The sequence below is a fragment of the Acinetobacter sp. YH12137 genome, assembly GCF_013418535.1.
In the GTDB taxonomy this organism is placed as follows: Bacteria; Pseudomonadota; Gammaproteobacteria; order Pseudomonadales; family Moraxellaceae; genus Acinetobacter.
Genome location: NZ_VPBW01000025.1, coordinates 1 through 19,686, shown reverse-complemented (window position 1 = coordinate 19,686; position 19,686 = coordinate 1). Strand labels below are relative to the sequence as shown.

The window sequence follows — 19,686 nt, the reverse complement described above, 5'->3', positions numbered from 1 at the left end:
GGAGGTTTTTCGTTTAGAGCCTAAAGATTATTTCGAACCTTTAATCCCTGCTTGCAATAACAATGCCCCTAAACCACCAATTTTATTTTCTTGTGGTTTAGTCGCTTGAGGTTTTTTGCCATGCGGGCGATCACCTTGCGGACGCGCATGCTGTGGACGTTTACCTTGTGGCTTGCGCTCACCGCGTTGCTCATTGTCACGGCGTGGTTGACGTGGTGCTTTCGCTGGCGCTTCGGAACCTTCAGGACGCATCGACAGATTGACACGGTTACGTTCAACATCGACGTTCAGTACACGAACTTGTACGATTTGACCTGGTTTCACCACTTTATGCGGATCAGCCACAAATTCATTCGCCAATTCAGAAATATGTACCAAACCATCCTGATGTACACCAACATCCACGAAAGCACCGAAGTTAGTGACGTTGGTCACTACACCTTCCAGTTGCATGCCTTCAGTCAATTGAGCCACTTCAGTAATATCATCACGGAATTTTGCGGTACGGAATTCTGGACGCGGGTCACGGCCAGGTTTTTCCAGTTCAGCCAAAACGTCCTGAACGGTTGGCAGCCCGAATTTATCATCGACAAACTCTTCTGCATTCACTTGACGAATGATTTCAGTATTACCAATAATATCTTTTACAGTGGTTGCTTTCGCTTCAACAATTTTAGATACCAGTGGATAAGACTCAGGGTGAACTGCAGACGCATCTAGTGGTTCTGAACCTTGCTGGATACGCAAGAAACCCGCTGCCTGTTCAAAAGTACGTTCACCTAGACGTGGCACTTTTTTCAGGTCCTGACGGTTGTCAAAACGGCCATTTTCCTTACGGAAGTCCACGATTTGCTGCGCGATTGATTTGTTCAGACCTGCGATATAACCCAAAATCGCAGCAGATGCAGTATTCACATCCACACCGACCGAGTTCACACAGTCTTCAACGACTGCTTCAAGAGTTTTTGCCAGACCGGTCTGGTTTACATCATGCTGGTACTGACCTACACCAATGGACTTAGGATCGATTTTCACCAGTTCTGCTAATGGATCTTGCAGACGGCGTGCAATTGATACTGCACCACGGATCGATACATCCAGTTCAGGCAATTCCTGAGAAGCCAGTTCAGATGCTGAATAAACAGAAGCACCCGCTTCTGAAACAGAAACACGAGTCAATTTCAGGTCGCTATTTGCAGCCATCATTTCAGCAACCAACGCTTCAGTTTCACGGCTTGCCGTACCATTACCGATTGCAATCAGGTCAACATTGAATTCGCGGCAAAGACGTGCCAATTCAGCCAGTGAACCTTCTTTATCATCTTTCGGTGCAAATGGGTAAATGGTGCTATGTGCCAATACATCACCTGATTCATTCACCACTGCCAGTTTTACGCCAGTACGGATACCAGGATCTACGCCCAGTGTCGTACGTGCGCCTGCAGGCGCAGAAAGCAGTAGATGACGCAGGTTTTCAGCAAAGACCTGCATTGCTTCAGCTTCAGCAGCCAGACGTTTTTCAGTCAATAATGAATGTTCGATCGTTGGACGAACTTTACCAAGCCAGAACAGTTTCGCAGTTTGCTTTAAGAAATCCTGACGAGATTGCGGCTGAATGGTATCCAGGTTGTATTCAGTTTCAATACGTGCCAATGGTGCATCATCTTCGCCATCTACTTTAAGGCCCAGTACATTTTCCTGACGGCCACGTAGCATTGCCAATAAGCGATGCGAAGGTACCTTGTTCAGATTTTCAGAGAAATCGAAGTAATCACGGAATTTTTTACCAACTTCTTTTTTCTCTTCGCTAGCGACCAGACTTTTCAGCACAGCCGTTTTAGCAAACATTGCTTTAAGTTCAGTGGTCAACGCAATATTCTGTGCCCAGTCATCAATCAGGATGTGCTTGATCGCATCGAGCTGGCTTTCCTGATCTGGATAATCTTCATGGCTAAAGCCCGCTAAAGCTTCTGCTGGATCCACGGCTTCAGTAAAGATTTTTTCTGCAATCGGACCTAAACCGGCTTCTTTGGCTTTAAACGATTTGCTGGTACGTTTTGGACGGTATGGTGCGTAAATTTCTTCTAGGGCATTTTTAGTTTCTGCCGCATTCACCCGTGCCAATAAATCATCAGATAATTTATTTTGTTCTTTTAGTGATTCGATCACCTTTTCACGGCGTTCATACAAATCACGCAAATACGATAAACGTGTATCGAGCTGGCGTAGTTGCGTATCGTCTAAGCCCTGCGTTACTTCTTTACGGTAACGTGCAATGAAAGGAACGCTGGCACCCTCATCAATCAGTTTGATGGCAGCTTCTACTTGATTTGGACGTACGGCAAGTTCTTTTGCCAACTGCTGAACTAAGTCAGTCATCGTGTTTGATCCCACAAGGATAAGTACTAAATGGCATGATTATAAAGACCAGGTCTATAAAATCCACCATTGTTTTTATTAATTTATATAAGCTTCAGATAACCGTATACGATCGTTTTCCAGTTTTTCCACTAAAGTTTGCATGAACTTTGCTTTTTATTCTTGTTCCGGGACGATTTTTTTCGCATATAGATGTATATATTTGGTATCTATGTCTTGATTTTAACTGCAATATTTGATGCTTTAGAGCATAGTCAATTAATAGTAATGAATCGTATACTCAAAGCATATTTCATTTTTTGTTTATGACGACAATAAAGAATAAAGGAGCACCTCATGAGTTTAGTGGTACCTGCTGAAAAACCCGATGCTGTACATACCGAAACCGACCGGGTCGAGCGCATCCTGGTTGTCGATGATGATGTGCGTCTGCGTACCCTGTTACAACGTTTCCTTGAAGATAAAGGCTTCGTCGTTAAAACTGCGCATGATGCTACCCAGATGGATCGACTATTACAGCGGGAACTGTTTTCTCTGATTGTGCTCGATTTTATGCTGCCTGTAGAAGACGGCCTCAGCATCTGTCGTCGCCTACGCCAGTCGAATATTGATATTCCAATTATTATGCTCACTGCACGTGGTAGCGATTCGGATCGTATTGCGGGTCTGGAAGCCGGTGCCGATGATTACCTGCCTAAGCCATTTAATCCAAATGAATTGCTGGCACGTATCCGTGCAGTTTTGCGTCGTCAAGTTCGTGAAGTGCCAGGCGCTCCTAGCCAGCAAATGGAAGTGGTGTCGTTCGGCCCATGGTCACTGGATCTGTCCACTCGTACTCTGACTCGTGAGGGCCAGGTAGTGACCCTGACCACTGGTGAATTTGCGGTATTGAAAGCGCTGGTTCAGCATCCACGTGAACCTTTAACGCGTGACAAACTGATGAATCTGGCACGTGGCCGTGAATGGGGTGCGATGGAACGTTCAATTGACGTTCAGGTATCACGCTTACGTCGTTTGATTGAAGAAAACCCTGCCCGTGCGCGTTATATTCAAACCGTTTGGGGTGTCGGTTATGTGTTTGTTCCAGATGGTGCTGAATAATTTTCTTATTAGAAGAAAGTAAAATATTCGTCCGTCTATCAATTTAGTTTTTAATTACGTGACAAATTCATTCGCAACTGTTTGAGGCAGGAGGTATTCATCTCTAATGTTTCTGCGATAAATTGATTACTTGCCGCAATTTGACGAGTTTTGCGAATGAAAATGGTTTTGCCTACTTTTGCCGAAACAAAAGTAGGTCGAACCGAAGGTTTCAACCTATATCTAAATTACAGATGGTTTGACTCCGGTGTGATAAGGCCTTTTAATCAACTCATAATAATTTGCTGAAGTCATAGCACAGGATTGCTCAGTGAAACTCGACCCCATCGACCCACAAAAATTTACCGATTTTGTCAGCTACTCAGAAAAAAAACGTACCCCTTGGGAACGCTTTCTGGACAAAATCAAACCGCGCTCTGCAGCAATGCGAACCACTGTACTGGTGGTCTTTGTGGTCTGTTTCAGCCTGTTCATGTCAATCTGGTTTTTCTGGCGCACACTTTATTTACCTGAAATTCAGCAACATGCACGTTATTTGGCTATGGAGCTGGAAATTCTCAATAATCCGGACCTGCGTCTTTATCATAAAGAACAGGAAGTCGATATTGATACCTGGCTCAAAAACCGGATCGGAATCGAATATGTCACCAATCCGGCTGAATATCCGAATGTAAAAGACAAGGTCATTGCCGAATTCTTTACTAACCAGATTGAAACCAAACTGGCCAAAGAATTAAGAATCGAACAGGCAACCGTTTATTTCCAGTTCAAGCCAAGTCCACGCATCTGGATTCAAACTCCAGAAATGAATGGCAACTGGGTACGTGAGCCTCTTAAAACCTATGCCAACTATAGTCCTGAACTGATTCTAGGCTGGCTGTTGGGTACGCCACTCATTGCTGGCATTATTATCCTGACCCTGGTGCGTCAGCTAAACCGTCCTTTACGCCGCTTGCAGAATGCAGCAAACAGCTATAGTAAAAATGGTTCCGCTCCTTATCTGGATACCAATCATGGTCCGCTGGAAATCCGTCAGGTGAATCATGCCTTTAACCAGATGATTTATACCTTGGATCAAACCGAGCGTGATCGTCGAATCATGCTCGCGGGGATTTCACATGACCTGCGTACACCGTTGACCCGTATCCGTCTTAGCGCAGAAATGATGCCGGATGAAGACTTTCTCAAGGAAGGCCTGATTTATGACGTCGAGGATATGGATGCCATTCTGAACCAGTTCATTTCCTATATGCGGGATGGTTCCGATGAAGAGCTGCAAGAAACCAATGTCAATGTACTGTTGCAGGAACTGGTCAAGCAGTTTAAGCCACTTGATATTCGCTTTACACCTCAAGAGATACCGCTGGTTGAGGTACGCAGCATGTCGCTGAAACGCCTGATTGGTAACCTGATCAACAACTCAAAACGCTATGGTGCGGAACCGATCGAGCTGGCGGCCTATGTGCAGGACCATAAACTGATGATCAGTGTGGCCGATCATGGTGAAGGGATTCCAGAAGACCAGATTGAAGCACTGATGCAACCCTTTGTTCGTGGAAATTCTGCGCGTACCGTACAAGGCAGTGGTCTGGGTCTGGCAATTGTCAAGCGTATTGTTGATATTCACTCAGGTGAGCTGCATATCCAGAATCGGCCTGAAGGCGGTCTGGAAGCCATTATCGCCTTACCCCTGAAAACAGCAGATTCCGAGGCACCCGCTGCCCCAACCACCTTAGATAAAATTCGTCAAACGCTCACTGATCACTTCTAGTAAGTGATCATAAAAGCAACAAACGACTTTTTAGTATTTCTATACAATTCATTTTAATTTTCAATAATTCAATCATTTAAAAAACATCATTTTTCATTATACCTACATTTAGCTAAAAAATTAGACCTTAGCCTAACACCTATGCAAAATACATTTTTTGATCGGTACAATCCGTATCATTATTTAAGAATTTATGAGAGTTGAAATGTCTTTAGATCGTATCCGTTTAGCCTCCCTACACAACAAAGTCATCAGCCCTGAACAAGCTGCTGAATTCATCGAAGATGGTATGACTGTGGGTATGAGTGGCTTTACTCGCGCTGGTGAAGCGAAGGCGGTTCCTTTAGCTTTGGTACAACGCGCAAAAGCAAATCCACTGAAAATCACGTTGATCACAGGTGCATCACTAGGGAACGATCTAGACAAACAACTGACTGAAGCAGGCGTATTGGCACGTCGTTTACCATTCCAGGTCGATAGCACTTTACGTAAAGCGATCAACAAAGGCGAAGTGATGTTCATCGATCAGCATTTGTCTGAAACAGTTGAGCAGATGCGTAACCAGCAGTTGAAAAAACCTGATGTGGCGGTAATTGAAGCGGTTGCGATCACTGAAGATGGCGGCATCATTCCAACAACTTCTGTAGGTAACTCTGCAAGTTTTGCAATTTTTGCCGAGAAAGTGATTGTTGAAATCAACACGAATTTAAGCCCAGCGTTTGAAGGCTTGCACGATATCTACATCCCGACGTATCGTCCAACGCGTCAAGCGATTCCATTGACTCAAGTTGATGAGCGTATTGGTACGCATGCGATCAATATCGATCCATCTAAAATTGTTGGTATTGTATTTAACAGCGAATTGCACGACTCTCCATCTACTGTAACTGCACCAGATGATGAGACTCAAAGCATTGCTAACCATTTGATCGCTTTCTTTGAAAAAGAAGTAGCTGAAGAGCGTTTACCGAAAAACCTCGGACCTCTTCAAGCAGGGATCGGTTCCATTGCAAACGCCGTATTGACGGGTCTGAAAGATTCAAACTTCGAAGACTTGATCATGTACTCAGAAGTACTACAAGACTGTACGTTTGAATTGATCGATGCCGGTAAAATGAAGTTTGCTTCAGGTTCTTCTATTACACTTTCTGCTAAATATGGCGAAAAAGTATTTAACAACCTTGAGCACTACAAAGACAAACTGGTATTACGTCCACAGGAAATTTCAAACCATCCTGAACTGGTACGCCGTTTAGGTATTATCGGCATAAACACTGCACTTGAGTTTGATATTTACGGTAACGTGAACTCAACTCACGTATGTGGTACCAAAATGATGAACGGTATTGGTGGTTCAGGTGACTTCGCGCGTAATGCTCACTTGGCGATCTTCGTAACCAAATCAATCGCGAAAGGTGGCGATATCTCTTCTGTAGTGCCGTTTGCTTCACATATCGACCATGCAGAACACGATGTTGATATCCTTGTGACTGAACAAGGTCTGGCAGATCTTCGTGGTCTGGCGCCACGTGAACGTGCTCGTGCGATCATCGACAACTGTGCACACCCAATGTACCGAGATGCATTGAATGACTACTTCGACCGTGCATGTGCAAAAGGTGGCCATACACCTCACCTGCTTCGTGAAGCATTGTCTTGGCACTCTAACTTTGAAGAAAATGGTCATATGCTTGCAGTAGAAGCTGCAGTCAAAACTGCTTAATTGACCGCTTCAGAAAACGCCCCACGGGGCGTTTTTTTATGGGAAAAATAATAAATAAACAAAGACAAATCTATCCATAAGAATCTGATCAGCTTAACTTCTTAAATATTTTGAATGATTAAAAAACTGCACTTAGTCTGGATGCAGGGCTTTAAATTCCAGTTCTTCACCCTCATACTTCTAACAAGACAAAGATTAGAGACATGACATGCGCGTAGATATTTGGTCAGATGTGGTCTGCCCTTTTTGCTATATTGGTAAAAAACGGCTGGAAGCTGCTGCAAAGGAAAGCGGAATTGAACTTGAAGTCCATTGGCATAGTTTTCAGCTAGATCCTGAAGCGCCAGTCCGTCAGGAAGTTTCCAACTCTGAGCGTTTGGCACAAAAATATGGCCGTTCAGTGGCAGAAGTTGAAGACATGCAGCGCAATATCGCAGCCATGGCCAAACAGGAAGGCATTGAATTTAACTGGGAAGGTGCCAACTCTGGCAATACCTTGAATGCGCATCGCATCATTCACCTGGCACAAAGTAAAGGCTTGGGCAATGAAGCTCAGGAAGCTTTTTTCTATAGCTATATGACGCAAGGCCTGCCGATTGGTGAACGTGAAACGCTGGAAGATGTTGCAGCGCGTATTGGCCTGAACCCGGTTGAAGTGGACGATTTACTCGACTCGGATGAATTTGCGGACTTTGTTAAATTTGACCAGGAAGTGGCGCGTGACCAGCTCAAAGTTACTGGTGTTCCGTTCTTTGTATTTGATCAACGCATTGCTTTGGCGGGTGCTCAGCCGAAGGAAGTTTTCTTGCAAGTTCTTGAAAAAGCTTTAGAGGAACCACAACAACAGCCAGCAGCTGATCAGTGTTCTACAGATGCTTGTGATGTTCCGGCAAAGCCTGAGTAAAAACTAAATCAAAAAATCCCCATTTAAGATGGGGATTTTTTATGAATGATGTGAATTATTCAACCAGAAAACTGATCTTTAGATTGACACGATATTCGGTAATTTTATTGTCATTAATCACGACTTTCTGTTCATTGATCCAGGCACCTTGAACATTTTTGATCGTCTCTGTGACTTTTGCGATGCCACTTTGAATTGCATCCTCAAAGCTTTTACTACTGCTTGAATTGACTTCTACCACTTTTGCAATTGCCATGATTCAACACTCACTCTGTGAAGATAGAAGCATTCATCTTAGTCGATTTAAATTTCTCTACAGCTCCTAGCAAACAAGTAATAGCAAAAACTTACAGGGAATGAACAAATACTGATCTGCCCTTACTGCTTTAAAAAAAATTTAAATCTGGATCTCTAGTTTTAAATAATCAACAAATAAATGTTTGCTTAAAAGCTTCTAAAACATCTAAAAAATGTATAAAAAACAATCCAAAACCATCTAGAGCAAATATTCTAATATATTGTTTTATAGAGTATTTTATCTAAATTTAGTTGCTTTTCTTGCCGATTTGATCATTTTTTATTAATTGCCATTTGATATTATTTTTCACGTGATTTAAGACTAATTTTTTCCTTGTTCAAGCTCTTGAACATCCAGATATCAAAAGGTCATGTTATGAAAACTGTTAAATTTTTATGCGCAGCAACTGTGATGGCTTTTTCTCTACAAGCTTCAGCACAAATGGCTCAAGTGGTTTATCTTCCAGATTTCCCTGTGAGCAAAGCTCCAGTTAAAACTGTAGCTACAGATACTGCAACTGCAGAAACTGAAAAAGCGGCTTAAGTCTTTAAGCAAAATCTCCCAGCAGGCTGAATTATTCAGCCTGTTTTTATTTCAGGGCTTCGAAAATTTAACTTGTTCTTCTATTTAAAGAGCATTAAAAACCTCATTATTTTTTATTTTATTTTGATTTCGTTCACTTTTTATTCAAAAACAACTACCAAATTCGCTTAAAAAATACTCAAAATAATCAAGTATTTTTTCAATCAGATGCTTATAATCAGAACCTGATCTTTTATGGATTTCAGACTTTCTTGTTATGAACCAGCTTCAAGCATTAATACAGGGAAAAATTTCTCCGCAGGCAATTTCTGTGGATTTTTTGATTGAAATGGCTGAGCGTTATCCAGATCCCAACTCTACCGAATATAAACTGGTAGAACTTGCAGTCAATATGATCATGGCCAAGTCACTGGATAAAGCACTCAAATATATCTAGAGAGCTAAAATGAATGCTTTAGAAAAAGCAAAATTAATTAAAGAATTAAATGAATTGGGGCAGCAATTAGAACATAAATCCCTCAGTTTATATGAAGCCGCCCGAACCAAAAAAAGACTCCAGGATATTTTTCATCTCTGTGATGAACCTGTTTTTAAAAATCAGATTTTAAGTTTTAAATCCCGTGTTCAGCCGGAGATGGCAGCGCATCAGTTTGCAGCAAGCACCCAGTTTCATCACCGTTATCGCGGTTATTTCAAGGATACTGTCCAGTTGCAACAGGCACTGACTGCGCATAGAGAAACAGGCTGGGCCTTTTTGCATCAGCCACAACAAGGCTGGCAAATCTGGCTGGGTCCTGTAGAGCAATCTGATTTTTTACATAGTGAATGGGATGAATTAGCAAATTGCCATCACTGGCTTTTACAGCAACAGCAACAAGGCGCATATTTTCCTCTCGATCCCCAACTGGATATTCCGGCTTTATCTGTTCAGGATGCCGAATTCGATACGCTTACCCTGGAAATCGCGCGTTATCATCAGGGCAGTTTGCAGATCCAGACCAAGATCACTGCACCTCAATTGTCTAAAACAATTAAACCTGATTTAGACAGAGCAACTAGCGAAACAGAAGAAGCTAAAACAGCTGAGCTGTCTATAGAAATAGACAACACGGATAGTTCATCCTCTATTTTGATAATAGATGAAAATATTAATTTTCCTGAATCTATACAGCTAGGTAAATTCTCTGCCCTGCTGCATCCCTTAGAACATGCTGGAGCGACTATACGGCGTCTCTGTGCCCTAGAATTACAACCGACTGTCTCCCAACCGGCCGATCTGGAAATAGCGCTATATTATGCCGAGGAAGAGCACTGGCAGGCACGTCCTGTTTATCTCTCCATGCAGACCGATCAGCAAGGGCAAGGTCTGAAATATCTGATGCTCTTAGGCGCACCGAGCCTCTTGCAGGCCAATTCCTGTATCCAGCACTGGGGCACGCAACGTGGACGGCGTTGTATAGAGATAAAATCCATATCATGGGCAGCTTTAGGTGCCTGTCTTGATCAGATAGATCTTTTCAGTGAAATATATCTGCAACAAGCCGAAACGGTCTGGATGCCTGAGGAAAGCTATGCCTATATTCCGGCTCGGTGTATTCATCAAAAGAAATTTATCAATTTTGAGGAAGCGCCCGCTGATTTTTCTACTCCAATTTTATTGCTACAGGAACATCAGAAAATTCGGGTGATTCATGGAGAACGTCGCCTGGCATTGTCCAATCAGGAAATCGCTTATCCTTATTTAATGCTCAAACGTGATAAGGATTTGAATTGGCAAAAAATTCATCAAATTGTTTTAGGATTGTCACAGCCGGTACGGGTTTTAGATCTTTATATGGCAATTCAGGCACAAATCATTAAATAATTGATGTAGTTATGTAGTTTATCCTTGCTTTTTTTCCTTATTTTTTAGAAAACTAGCGCAGTAAATAAAATACGATAAGAGCAAGAATCAACTCATGCGAATAAACCAAATTACTCGAATCTTATTGCTATCACTTGGCGTGGGATTAAGTAGTAGCCCAGTTTGGGCAGAAGCATCTCCTGCAGAAACAGAACAGCCTATAGGTACAGGTACAGGTACAGGTACAGGTACAGGTACAGGTATTTTAGATCAGATTCCACGCTTGATCGATGCCACGCCTACGATTTTACCTGAACAGTCAGACGAAGCGATGGTGCCCACCACCGAAGAAACAGAAGATAAATCTTGGGCTGACAAAAAGCAGAAAAGAATCCGTGAATGGGCAGACCGCACCGCACATAAGATTGATAACTGGTTTGGCCAGACCAACCCGGATGAGCCAGCAACTGCGACTTTGCGAATCATCCTGGATAATAGCTGGGACAAATATGAAAACTATGAAATCAAGCCGAGGATTCGAGGAAAAATCAAGCTTCCAACCTTGGAACAAAAGTTAAGTCTGGTCTTTGGTGATGACAGCCTGGATAACGAACTGGATAGCAATGTCGCAATTACCAATGAAAATCCTGGCAATTCCCGGGATAAAAATCTGGATATTCGCCGTACCCGCGAAAACAACAGCTCACTTGCACTCCGCTGGTCAGAATTTTCAAATGGCCTACCTTTCGACAGCGATCTGGATCTGGGGGTACGTTCTGGGGATGATATCTATGTACGAGCCAAAATCAGTAAAGACTGGGCGATGCAGAATGATTTCTCTTTTCATGCTGAACAGATTTATCGCTATGGATTGCAGAGCGAAAACTATTTGCGAACTAACCTGGAACTGATTCATGCCCGTCCCAATGAGGCCTTTTTTTCCAATCAGTTAAATCTGACCTATGCAGATGAGCAAGAAGACGATTTGACCTGGGACAACTATACCTTCAGACAGCATCAATTTTTCCAAGGCAACCGCTTTAACTATGGTATCTATACGGGCGGCTATCTGGATGATAAAGATTTACGCTTAAATCGCTGGGGACCTTATGTGTCCTGGAGACAGCCTTTCTTACGTGAATGGTTCTTTGTGCAAGGCGACCTGAACTATCTGAATGATGACCGACTGGACCGAAGCCATTATCTGGGTGCGATGGTACGTCTTGAGGCCATTTTCTAAATTTGAACAAATCCGAAACTATAAAAGCCCATAAAATATGGGCTTTTTAATGTCTGAATCCAATAAGTTTTTATTGGCGGTGCTCAACCGTTGTAAAGGCAATTCGATCACTACGAATCATACGTTTTTGCTGCAAAGAAGGCTGTTCCATCTGTGGCATATTCCATACCGCGCGGTCGGTACGCTGCATTCGTTTTACTTTTGGCGCTTCTTTTTTCATGGGTGCCTGAAAACTAATACGATCGCTACGAGTCACTTTTTTGGACTCAGTATCGGCCATTGTGGCTGTGCTCATTGACATCAGAATGACTGTACTCAGACTCATCATCAGTGATTTTTTCATGGGAGAATTCTCTAAACTTAATAATCGCCATTATAAATTAATATATAAAATATTATCTATTTTTCAGATTTAAAACTTAAAGGTATTTTTTTATTCTGGCTATCGCTTTTTTAAATCATTAAAGGGGAATCCAAGTTTTAAGCGCTAAATTCAGAACATAAAAAATCCCTCCGTAGAGGGATTTTTGAAATATAAAAATTAACCCAACAATAGACTGTTAATACGTTTTACATACTCAGCCGGATTTTCTGGTAGACCACCTTCTGCAATCATTGCCTGATCAAAGATCACATTGGCCAGATCATCAAACTGGGCAGAACCTTCCAGTTTTTTCACCAATGGATGTTCCGGGTTAATCTCCAGAATCGGCTTCACATCCGGTACAGGCTGACCTGCATCTTTCAGCATACGGATCAGTTGTGGAGAAAGCTCCCCTTCCCCTGTGACCAGACAGGCTGGTGAATCAACCAGACGAGTCGTTACACGTACTTCTTTGGTTTTGTCTTTCAAAGAATCTGTCAGCTTTTCAACCACAGGTTTGAACTGTTCAGCAGCAGCTTCCAGTGCTTTTTTCTCTTCTGCATCTTGCAGATCACCTAGGTCGACTGCACCCTTAGATACGTTTTGCAATGGGGTACCATCAAACTCATGCACGAAGTTCATTGCCCATTCATCGACGCGTTCTGACATCAGCAATACTTCAATGCCTTTTTTCTTGAATACTTCCAGTTGCGGTGAGTTTTTCGCAGCATTCAGGCTTTCAGCGGTAATGTAGTAAATCGCTTTCTGGCCTTCCTTCATGCGTGCTTTATAGTCCGCCAATGAAGTGCTTACTTCATCATTGGTTGAAGTTGCATAGCGCAGCAGTTTCAAGATACGTTCGCGGTTACCGAAATCTTCACCTAAACCTTCTTTCAGCACCGCACCAAATTCGCGGTAGAAAGTTTTGAAGTTTTCCTGATCTTTTTCATCTTCAGATTTTGCCAGATTATCCAAAGTGATCAGAATACGGCGGGTATTGCCTTCACGGATGGTTTTCACATCACGGCTTTCCTGCAGCAATTCACGGCTCACGTTCAATGGCAGATCGGCACTGTCTACCACGCCCTGTACAAAGCGCAGATAGTTTGGAATCAGGTTATCCGCATCATCCATAATGAACACACGTTTCACATACAGCTTGATGCCAGCTTTGGCTTCACGGGTAAAAATATCCTGTGGTGCCTTGCTTGGGATATAAAGCAGTTGGGTGTATTCAGTACTACCTTCAACACGGTTATGCGCCCAAGCCAATGGTGCAGCAAAATCATGAGTCAGGTTTTTATAGAATTCGGTATATTGCTCTTCAGTAATCTCAGATTTATTCCGAGTCCACAATGCGCTGGCCGAGTTAATCGCTTCCCACTCATCGGTCTTCACATATTGACCGCCTTTTGGTGTTTCACCTTCAGCAGCTTCTTCTTCCTGCCAGACTTCTTTTTGCATCTGGATTGGCAGGCTAATGTGATCTGAGTATTTATTGATGATCTGTTTGACTTTATAGCTTTGCAGATAATCCAACGCATCTTCACGCAGATGCAGAATAATATCGGTACCACGGCCTTCTTTGGTGATCTGTTCAACTTCGAATTCACCGGTACCGCCACTGATCCAGCGCACCCCTTCTGAGGCATCCGTACCGGCACGGCGTGATTCTACGGTAATCTTGTCAGCCACAATAAAGCCTGAGTAGAAGCCGACACCAAACTGGCCAATCAGCTGAGCATCAGCTTTCTGATCACCCGTCAGTTTTGACATAAAGTCTTTGGTACCCGATTTGGCAATTGTCCCCAAATTTTCAATGGCTTCTTGCTGGCTTAAACCGATCCCGTTATCTGAAATGGTAATAGTTTTATTTTCTGGATCGAGGCTGACACGTACGCGGAGGTCAGGATCATTTTCATAATATTCAGGATGGTTGATCCCTTCAAAACGTAATTTGTCACACGCATCTGAAGCATTAGAAATTAATTCACGCAGGAAAATTTCAGGATTTGAATAAAGCGAATGGGTCACAAGGTGCAGTAACTGCGCTACCTCAGCCTGGAAACTGTGTTTTTGTACGCTTAAATCGCTCATGAATCACTCCTATTATTTTAGATACAGATGTTAACTGTTGCCTATATGAATGGAGTGAGTTCAATAATTTTCAATAGCCTTAAAATAATTTTTTCGCAAAAAATATTTTTATGGCTTTCATTTTTATCAGTTTAATTGATGGGATGGATAAGACTTAATAAGGTCCCATCTTATAGATACGATCAAAATGCAGATCCAGCTGCTGCTGACGCATATTATAGACCTGACTCAAGCAGGATACAGATTCCTGACAGCGGTCACGAAATTGTAGCCATTTCACCTGATCGCGTTGAATCACCGAACGTGTTCCCATCGGCACCATACGGCGCAAGATGTTATAGCTGGTACTCATTTTGACATCAGCGTCATTCAGCAAACGATGTTCACAAATTGTTTTCTCAGTCGCGGTTGTCGCTTTCTGACAATTAAAACTGGCAGCATAACTCTGTGAAATAAACAGCGTGCTGAAGATCAAAAGACTCTTCGACAAAAAACTCATGCTTTGATCTTCCTTATTATTAAGTCGTATTCAATTAATATTTACTTTATTCGTTTTAATATATTTGAGTATTGCCAATCTGCTCAATTTCAATACGTTATAAATCGTTGTTATTTTGAAAAAAAGCCCCATTCAGGATGAGGCTTTTGGAAAAAGTGAACCAAAAAATTGGAGCTTAGAATTTATAGCTATAACCGATCGTATAAACCCAAGGATCGATTCCAAATTCACCTAAATTAATTTTTGTCCCATCAGCAGTCTTTGCTTCCAGATCTGTATCTAAGTCTGCATAACGTGCATCAACAAAGACACCCCAGTTTTTTGCATCCGCTGGCTGGAAGTTAAAGCCGACTTGGCCAGCTACCCCATAAGCAACATCTGCATCAAGCTTTGCTACACCTAATGCGTCTTTTGCCGTTTGGCTAAATTCTTCATCCCATGGAATGAATACTGTAGCACCTACACCGATATATGGAGTAAAGCGGCTTGAATTTTTAAAATTATATTTGGCTGTAATCGTTGGTGGTAGATGTTTTAATGATGCAATTTTCACATCACCCGCCATCTCAACATCATGTTTAAATGGGGTAGCCAATAATAATTCGGCTGAAATATTGTCATTGAAGAAATATTCGACTGAAGGAGTAAAATTGAGTTCGCTACTTGCTTTAGCATCTTCAACTACACCAGGAATCAGGTCAGTTTCCTGAGTAGGCGCTAATACAGAAGCCCCCACTTTCACTTGCCATTGCCCTGCCATCGCAGATGCTGAAAGACCCATTAATGCAATTAGAGCTACTTGCTTTAACATTTTAAAATACCCCCAAGGGAAGAATAATTATTAAGAAAAATATTTCTTAATTAATAATAAACATGGCTTAAATTATTATGCAATAGATATTATAAAACTAAATTTTATTTATTATTTAAGTATATGTAATTATTAAATATTTATTTTAAATTGACTATATTGGTTGGTTTTGAATACCCAGTAATTTAATCAGATTAAAATAATAATATTCAGAGTAAAATAATCAGGTTTATATTAATTTTTTATTTAAATATATATTTTAAATACATCTTATAATTTATTTTAAATCTAGGCAAATCTGCTCCGATTTATATCAGAGCAGATTAAAATGAACTTACAGAACCATGGCTGCAATCCAGCCAAAAATGATAAGCGGAATATTAAAATGAATGAAGGTTGGAACCACACTGTCCTTCATATGGTCATGCTGACCATCCATATTCAGACCGGATGTTGGACCTAGAGTTGAATCTGATGCTGGAGAACCGGCATCGCCCAAAGCAGCCGCAGTCCCAATGATCGCAATAGTTGCTGCAGGACTAAAACCAAATTGAATACAGAGCGGTACATAAATAATCGCCAGAATCGGAATGGTAGAGAATGATGAACCGATACCCAGAGTAATCAGCAGACCAATCAACAACATTAAAAAGGCGGCAAGTGCCTGGCTATTACCAATCCAGTCAACCGACGCTTCAACCAGCGCAGGAACCTGTCCTGTTGCCTCAATCACGGCAGCAAAACCTTGCGCGGCAATCATGATAAAGCCAACCAGGGCCATCATACGCATACCGGTGATGATCACATCATCTGCTTCTTTCCATTTAAAGATTCCGGCACAACTCAAGATTGCGACACCGACCAGACCGGCAAGAATCATGGAATCTGAATAGAGCTGTACCACAAGAGTTGCAATCACCGCGATCGCTGCCATCCAGATGGTCAGTTTGGCAATTTGCGGTTTCGCTGATTTTTGTTCTACACCCAGTTCAGCAGAGATACTTTGCTGCTGTTCCACATGGATATCTTTATAGAGACGCGGCTTACGGTAGCTGATAAACATGGCCACCAGCAAACCCACGAACATACCTGAGACCGGAATCGCCATCGCAGCGGGAATCTGGTCATAAGTAATCTCAAAGCCATAAGGTTTACCAAAGGTATTGATGTTATGGCCCAGAATATCATTCAGGAAGATGGCACCAAAACCGACTGGAACCAGCATATATGTTCCCACCAGACCAAAGGTCAGCAGACAGGCCACCAAACGGCGATCCAGCTTCAGATGGTTAAATACCAGCAATAATGGTGGAATCAGAACCGGAATAAAGGCAATGTGTACCGGAATCACGTTTTGTGAGAAAACGGCAGCCAATGCCACTGTACAGAAGATCAGATATTTAACCTTGTTCTGTGCCTTTTCTGATGCCTCACCTTTTAAGGTGGTGATCATTTTATAGGCCAGCAAGTCAGGCAAACCGGAACGTGCCAAGGCCAAAGCAAAGGCACCCAAGATGCCATAAGCCAAGGCAATTTTAGCGCCGCCGCCCAGACCATTGTTAAATGCGTCTAAAGTTCCCTGGAGGCCAAGACCTGCCAACAAACCACCCGTAACAGCACCAATGACCAGGGCAAAAACCACAGGTACACGTGCCAATGAGAGTCCAAACATGACTCCAATAGCAGCAAGAATTGCGAACATAATGAATTGGGAATGAGAGAAAACGGCTATTTTATCAGAAAATCCGGATAAAAATTCTTCCACTTATCCCTGCCGAGTCACGTTCCCAATCTCCATATTAAGTAGTTGCTGTTAATTTTTGCTGAATAAAATTATGGATTAGATGAGCCACCTGTTCCGGCTGACTCAAAATCGCCCAGTGATTGGCATTTAATTCTACCCTGGAAAAATCTTCCACCCATTTTGGCATTTCATCAATCAGATCCGGGCCAACAAACTGGTCTTTTTTGAGCACAATTGCCTGTACCGGACAGACCGCAAAACGCTGTCTAGGTCGAGATAAACGCGGCAAAAAGTTCGCCCGATACAGATTGACGCCATATTTTCCATCTTTGACAATATTCTGGTTTAGCGGCAGATTATCTTGCTGTTCCAGCTGGCTGATCATTTTGCCCCAACGTTCTGCATTAAAAAAATTCCATGCAGTAGGCGCTATAAAAGGCAGCTGGAATACCGCGATATACCAAGACTTGGTCATCTGTTTAAAAAACTTGGCCTTATGCTGTTTAAACTGTTCACGCATCCAGAAAGCCGCATGATCCAGACATGGACCTGACATGGTGCTGAAAGACAAAATCCGGCCTTTAAATTTAGGTTCGGTGACCGCTTCCCAAGCCTGGATTGACCCCCAGTCATGAGCCGCGAGGTGGAAAGTTCGTCCCGGCAAGACCTGATCGACCACTTGCTCTAAATCTGCACACAGACGTTCCAGACGATAATCCCGAATTTTCTTGGGAACGCTGGAGTCTCCTGCTCCGCGCACATCATAGGTCACCACAAAATAATCCTGAACAAGGTGAGAAATCACCGCTTCCCAAACATCCTGATGGTCAGGATAACCATGAACCAGCACTAAAGCTGGTTGTTCAGGCTCGCCCCAGGTTTTCACATAGAGACGTTGATGATCGCTGGTATCTACCCACTGGCTATGTCTTTGCATAGATGTATCCTTATTCGCTGATTGACTCTTTTATTGTTGAAATAGGCACGATTTATCAATGCCAGCTTATTTTTGTTGTTCTAGTATGCATACAAGACCAGAAAAAAGAATATCCGCATGAGCCTATTACGAAAAATTCAGCAACTGCCTTTATTATCCAAATTTATCCTGAATCGCTATGCCCCCTATCGTGGAGCAGGCATTGTCATTGATGAAATGGACTTTGCCAATTATCACGTTCGCGTGAAAATGCCACTGACTCGCAAGAATCAGAATATTGTGGGAGTACATTTTGGTGGCAGCCTGTATTCCATGGTCGACCCTTTTTATATGTTGTTACTAATGCACCATCTGGGTCCAAAATATATTGTCTGGGATAAAAGCTCTACCATTCAGTTTCTGGCACCAGGACGCGGAACGGTCTATGCTGACATCCGGATTTCCAAGCAGGAAGTACAAACAGTAAAAGAACTGGCAGCTAACCATAGTCCGGTTTATCGCCAGTATCAGCTTAATATTTATGATGATTCCGGTGTGCGTATCGCTGAGGTACAAAAAACCGTTTATATCCGCCTTAAACAGAGCAAAGGCAAGCCTCGAGAGGCTAAATAACAAAATATGAATAAACTAAAAGCGCCATGGAGGCGCTTTTAAATCGATCTGGAAGATAGTTCTGTCGATTAACGACGACGGTTATTCTGTTCGATCGCTGCACCAGCACCACCACCGATGGCACCACCAATTGCAGCCCCACCTGTACCGCCAAAGATGCTTTTACCCACTGCAGAACCTACAGCACCACCGACACCACTATAGGTCGCATTACGGTTTGAACCACCTTGAGCTTTACTACCGACTGCTGCACCGGCACCACCGCCAACTGCTGCACCAACACCACCACCTACTCTGTTACCTACACCACCACCCACTGCACCACCGAGCGCAGCTGCGCCAATACGCTGATCTTTAGCAGACATATTTTCACAGCCTGCCAACATAAAAGTGGAGATAGTTGCAACAGCCATTACGCTCATTAACTTTTTCATGATCTTGGCCTTCCTTCGTGCTTTGACTTAAGATTAACCTGATTTTAAGGAGCGATTCATAACAAGATGTTAAATCTTGAAACCCTCATGATTTATTTTGTAAAGAGCGCATGAAAGATCATGTTTTATTGATGATTTCTCCATATTTAGGACAAGTAACCACCAGATAATCTGATCTTTTCTAGCGATATAAATATGAATAATTTTAGGAAATAAAAAAGCCACCCGAAGGTTAATGCCAGTCAGTTAAGCAAATATTAGTAAAATGTAGTAAAAATGAGTGTATGTAAATACGCTCATTTTTTTATGACTTTATCTGAAAATTTAGATTGCACCCTTCAACATTCTTTACCTTCACTTAGCCATTTTAGTGAATTTATTGATTT

General features: G+C 42.4%; 18 protein-coding genes. 9 read left to right on the top strand and 9 right to left on the bottom strand.

Annotated elements, in window-relative coordinates; all coding sequences use genetic code 11:
* Positions 1 to 27 precede the first annotated feature (27 nt).
* On the bottom strand, positions 28 to 2,379 hold the full coding sequence (locus FTU72_RS11740) for a Tex family protein (RefSeq protein ID WP_180052878.1): 2,352 nt from the start codon (positions 2,377 to 2,379) through the stop codon (positions 28 to 30).
* A gap of 336 nt (positions 2,380 to 2,715) precedes the next feature.
* Between FTU72_RS11740 and ompR the strand changes: the two genes are divergently transcribed.
* The 4 genes from ompR (at position 2,716) to FTU72_RS11720 (ending at position 7,878) form a co-directional block, all read left to right on the top strand.
* Positions 2,716 to 3,480, top strand: coding sequence for a two-component system response regulator OmpR (gene ompR / locus FTU72_RS11735; protein WP_004781707.1), 765 nt, complete (start codon positions 2,716 to 2,718; stop codon positions 3,478 to 3,480).
* A gap of 310 nt (positions 3,481 to 3,790) precedes the next feature.
* Positions 3,791 to 5,251: an ATP-binding protein gene (locus FTU72_RS11730; RefSeq protein ID WP_166134779.1), complete on the top strand. Its 1,461-nt coding sequence runs from the start codon at positions 3,791 to 3,793 to the stop codon at positions 5,249 to 5,251.
* A 205-nt stretch (positions 5,252 to 5,456) separates the two neighbouring features.
* On the top strand, positions 5,457 to 6,974 hold the full coding sequence (locus FTU72_RS11725; protein ID WP_180052879.1) for an acetyl-CoA hydrolase/transferase family protein: 1,518 nt from the start codon (positions 5,457 to 5,459) through the stop codon (positions 6,972 to 6,974).
* Between the two features lie 208 nt (positions 6,975 to 7,182).
* Entirely contained in the window at positions 7,183 to 7,878 is a 696-nt protein-coding gene (locus FTU72_RS11720; protein WP_159123435.1) for a DsbA family oxidoreductase, read from the top strand.
* A 55-nt stretch (positions 7,879 to 7,933) separates the two neighbouring features.
* Here the strand turns inward: FTU72_RS11720 and FTU72_RS11715 are convergent, their stop codons facing one another.
* Positions 7,934 to 8,134, bottom strand: coding sequence for a dodecin family protein (locus tag FTU72_RS11715; RefSeq protein WP_179991974.1), 201 nt, complete (start codon positions 8,132 to 8,134; stop codon positions 7,934 to 7,936).
* Between the two features lie 417 nt (positions 8,135 to 8,551).
* Between FTU72_RS11715 and FTU72_RS11710 the strand changes: the two genes are divergently transcribed.
* From FTU72_RS11710 to FTU72_RS11695, 4 genes are all read left to right on the top strand, one after another.
* Entirely contained in the window at positions 8,552 to 8,719 is a 168-nt protein-coding gene (locus FTU72_RS11710) for a hypothetical protein (RefSeq protein WP_166134776.1), read from the top strand.
* A gap of 256 nt (positions 8,720 to 8,975) precedes the next feature.
* A complete protein-coding gene (locus FTU72_RS11705) occupies positions 8,976 to 9,155 on the top strand; it encodes a hypothetical protein (protein ID WP_004781696.1) in 180 nt (59 codons plus the stop codon).
* A gap of 9 nt (positions 9,156 to 9,164) precedes the next feature.
* Positions 9,165 to 10,583, top strand: coding sequence for a hypothetical protein (locus FTU72_RS11700; protein WP_180052880.1), 1,419 nt, complete (start codon positions 9,165 to 9,167; stop codon positions 10,581 to 10,583).
* Between the two features lie 94 nt (positions 10,584 to 10,677).
* On the top strand, positions 10,678 to 11,802 hold the full coding sequence (locus tag FTU72_RS11695) for a hypothetical protein (protein WP_180052881.1): 1,125 nt from the start codon (positions 10,678 to 10,680) through the stop codon (positions 11,800 to 11,802).
* Between the two features lie 70 nt (positions 11,803 to 11,872).
* On the opposite strand, the gene FTU72_RS11690 is transcribed toward FTU72_RS11695, so the two are convergent.
* The 6 genes from FTU72_RS11690 to FTU72_RS11665 all read right to left on the bottom strand — a co-directional run bounded on the left by FTU72_RS11690 (position 11,873) and on the right by FTU72_RS11665 (position 18,254).
* Positions 11,873 to 12,145 (bottom strand): hypothetical protein, encoded by a 273-nt coding sequence (locus FTU72_RS11690; RefSeq protein WP_180052882.1) that lies wholly within the window; start codon positions 12,143 to 12,145, stop codon positions 11,873 to 11,875.
* 198 nt (positions 12,146 to 12,343) lie between these two features.
* Positions 12,344 to 14,263: a molecular chaperone HtpG gene (gene htpG, locus FTU72_RS11685; RefSeq protein WP_180052883.1), complete on the bottom strand. Its 1,920-nt coding sequence runs from the start codon at positions 14,261 to 14,263 to the stop codon at positions 12,344 to 12,346.
* A 154-nt stretch (positions 14,264 to 14,417) separates the two neighbouring features.
* On the bottom strand, positions 14,418 to 14,762 hold the full coding sequence (locus FTU72_RS11680) for a lysozyme inhibitor LprI family protein (RefSeq protein ID WP_034170983.1): 345 nt from the start codon (positions 14,760 to 14,762) through the stop codon (positions 14,418 to 14,420).
* Positions 14,763 to 14,937: 175 nt separating this feature from the next.
* Entirely contained in the window at positions 14,938 to 15,573 is a 636-nt protein-coding gene (locus FTU72_RS11675; RefSeq protein ID WP_034706934.1) for an OmpW family protein, read from the bottom strand.
* Positions 15,574 to 15,907: 334 nt separating this feature from the next.
* A complete protein-coding gene (locus FTU72_RS11670) occupies positions 15,908 to 17,275 on the bottom strand; it encodes a Na+/H+ antiporter family protein (protein ID WP_159123440.1) in 1,368 nt (455 codons plus the stop codon).
* A gap of 97 nt (positions 17,276 to 17,372) precedes the next feature.
* Entirely contained in the window at positions 17,373 to 18,254 is an 882-nt protein-coding gene (locus tag FTU72_RS11665) for an alpha/beta fold hydrolase (RefSeq protein ID WP_180012050.1), read from the bottom strand.
* Positions 18,255 to 18,371: 117 nt separating this feature from the next.
* Between FTU72_RS11665 and FTU72_RS11660 the strand changes: the two genes are divergently transcribed.
* Complete coding sequence (locus FTU72_RS11660; RefSeq protein ID WP_159123442.1) at positions 18,372 to 18,866, top strand: DUF4442 domain-containing protein; 495 nt, start codon at positions 18,372 to 18,374, stop codon at positions 18,864 to 18,866.
* Between the two features lie 68 nt (positions 18,867 to 18,934).
* On the opposite strand, the gene FTU72_RS11655 is transcribed toward FTU72_RS11660, so the two are convergent.
* The gene (locus FTU72_RS11655; RefSeq protein ID WP_034170980.1) at positions 18,935 to 19,300 is read right to left on the bottom strand and encodes a DNA transfer protein p32; all 366 of its coding nucleotides are present in this window, start codon (positions 19,298 to 19,300) and stop codon (positions 18,935 to 18,937) included.
* Positions 19,301 to 19,686 lie beyond the last annotated feature (386 nt).